The sequence below is a fragment of the Luteimonas sp. 8-5 genome, from assembly GCF_029763755.1.
Classification (GTDB): Bacteria; Pseudomonadota; Gammaproteobacteria; order Xanthomonadales; family Xanthomonadaceae; genus Cognatiluteimonas.
This window is the reverse complement of record NZ_JARUVM010000003.1, coordinates 1-2,259: the sequence shown is the minus strand read 5'-3', so window position 1 is coordinate 2,259 and position 2,259 is coordinate 1. Positions and strand designations below refer to the sequence as shown.

Sequence of the window (2,259 nt, the reverse complement as noted above, 5' to 3'; positions counted from 1 at the left end):
TTCCGCGGCGGGTTCGGGCGCGGCCTGCTCACCGCAGGCCGAAAGCAGCATGGCAAGGGCGATGGCGGTCATGGACGGCAGGCGGGCGGCTCTCATTGCGGCGCTCTCGAAGCGAGGGAAGGGGTGGCGATTATATGACCAGCACCGTGACGACCGGCGGTGACGATCAGCAGCGGTGTTCCTGCGCCAGGTACTCGGCCGAACGCATCTCGATCAGGCGCGAGGCGGTGCGCTCGAAGGCGCCGGCCAGGCGTTCGCCGGTGTACAGCCCGGTGGGCGGCGCGTCCGCGCTGCACACCAGGTTGACGTTGCGGTCGTAGAGTTCGTCGACCAGGGTGACGAAGCGGCGCGCGGCGTCGTCCCGGCGTGCGTCCATCACCGGGATCCCGCCCAGCAGCACGGTGTGGACCTCGCGCGCGATCTCGCTGTCGGCGGCGGCCGCGCGCGGACCTGCGCACCGGGCGGCGTAGGCGAACCCGGCCCGGCCCTCGGGGCGCGCGCGCCCCGGGATGCGCCGGCCCTCGAGGATGATGCCCGCGTCGCGGTGCACGTCGTCGCCGCCCAGCTCGTGCCAGCGCTGCTCCAGCCAGGCATCGGACTGGTCGTCCAGCGGCTGCCGGTAGACCGGCGAACGGGTCAGCGCGCGCAGGCGGTAGTCCTGCGGGCTGTCCAGGTGCAGCACCGTGCACTCGCGTTCGATCAGCGCGATCGCCGGCAGGAAGCGCGCCCGCTGCAGGCCGTCCTTGTACAGGCCCGACGGCGCGATGTTGGAGCTGGTGACCAGGACCACGCCCTCGGCGAACAGCCGCTCCAGCAACCGCGCCAGCAGCATCGCGTCGCCGATGTCGGTGACGAAGAACTCGTCGAGCACCAGCACCCGCAGCTTCGCGCCCCAGTCGCGCGCGACCAGGCCCATCGGGTCGCGCTGGCCGGCGTGCACGCGCAGCTGTTCGTGCACCGAGCGCATGAAGCGGTGGAAGTGGGTGCGGCGCTTGTGCGGCGTCGGCAGGCCTTCGTGGAACAGGTCGATGAGGAAAGTCTTGCCGCGACCGACCCCGCCCCACAGGTACAGACCGCGCGGCGCGGGCGGACGCTTGCCGAGCAGGCGGCCGAGCAGGCCGGTCGCGTCGGGTTCGGCCAGCGCGGCATGGATGCGGTCGAGTTCGCGCAACGCCGCGTGCTGGGCCGGGTCGTCGAGCCAGTCGCCCCGGGCCACGCCTTGCGCATAGCGCTGCGACGGCAGCGCTTCAGCCATTCGGCAGCCAGTCCTTGATGCCGTTGCGGATCGCGCCGCGCAGGTCCACCAGCTTGCGGTGGAAGAAGTGGCTGGTGTCGGGCATGCGCAGCAGTTGCGGCGGTTGCGGCAACGACTCGGCCCAGGCGCGGACCGCTTCGGGATCCACGATCTCGTCGGCCTCGCCCTGGATGACCAGCCAGGGACAGGACGGCGGGACGATGGAGTCGAAGTCCCAGCTGCGGCCCACCGGGGGCGCGATCGAGAGTAGCGCCGACGGCTGCAGTTCGGCGGCCATGCGCAGCGAGACATAGGCGCCGAAGCTGAAGCCCGCCAGCCAGAGCGCCGCGTCGGGCCGGCTCGCACGGACCCAGGCGGCGACCGCGCGCAGGTCGTCGCACTCGCCTTCGCCGTCATCGAAGTTGCCGGCGGAGGCGCCGACGCCGCGGAAGTTGAAGCGGACCGTGTCCACGCCGCATTCGCGCAGGGCGCGGGCGGCCATGGTCACGACCTTGTTGTGCATGCTGCCGCCTTCGGTGGGCAGCGGATGGCAGACCACCGCCACCACCGGGCGCGGCTTTTCCGCACGGTCGACCGCGAGCTCCAGCGCGCCGGCGGGGCCGGCGAGCGCCAGGGTCGAGGATTCGACGGGAAAGGCGGGGGAAGTCACCCGCCCATGATACCGGCCCTGGCGTCCACGCCAGGGTGATCGTCAGATCTGGCTGAGCATCCAGTCGACGGTGGCGATGACCTGCTCGTCGGTGAGCGCCGGGTTGCCGCCCTTCGGGGGCATTACGCCGCCGTCCGGGCCGGTATAGCCCTCGATCGCGTGGCGGTGCAGCACGTCCACGCCCTGGGCGATGCGGGCGGTCCAGTGGGCCGCGTCCAGCGTCGGCGCGTTCGCCACGCCGGTGGTGTGGCAGCCGGTGCACAGGTTGTTGTAGATGACCTGGCCGTCGAGCGTGCCGCCGTAGGCGACCTGCGAGGCCGCGGCGGCCTGGGCGGCGGCAGCGGCGGCGGCCTGG

Annotated in this window: 3 protein-coding genes; all 3 read right to left on the bottom strand. The window is 72.4% G+C overall.

The window, feature by feature from the left end; genetic code table 11:
* Positions 1 to 166: 166 nt before the first annotated feature.
* Positions 167 to 1,255 (bottom strand): cell division protein ZapE, encoded by a 1,089-nt coding sequence (zapE, locus tag QAA18_RS00665; protein WP_279410236.1) that lies wholly within the window; start codon positions 1,253 to 1,255, stop codon positions 167 to 169.
* The gene (locus tag QAA18_RS00660; protein ID WP_279410234.1) at positions 1,248 to 1,904 is read right to left on the bottom strand and encodes an alpha/beta fold hydrolase; all 657 of its coding nucleotides are present in this window, start codon (positions 1,902 to 1,904) and stop codon (positions 1,248 to 1,250) included. The genes zapE and QAA18_RS00660 overlap by 8 nt, the downstream gene beginning before the upstream one ends.
* A gap of 42 nt (positions 1,905 to 1,946) precedes the next feature.
* Positions 1,947 to 2,259: c-type cytochrome (locus tag QAA18_RS00655; RefSeq protein ID WP_279410233.1), on the bottom strand; the 313-nt coding region annotated here is incomplete at its 5' end.

Bases quoted from the DNA above. Each gene is read 5' to 3' on its own strand.
- zapE (WP_279410236.1), bottom strand. From the start codon at position 1,255: ATGGCTGAAGCGCTGCCGTCGCAGCGCTATGCGCAAGGCGTGGCCCGG.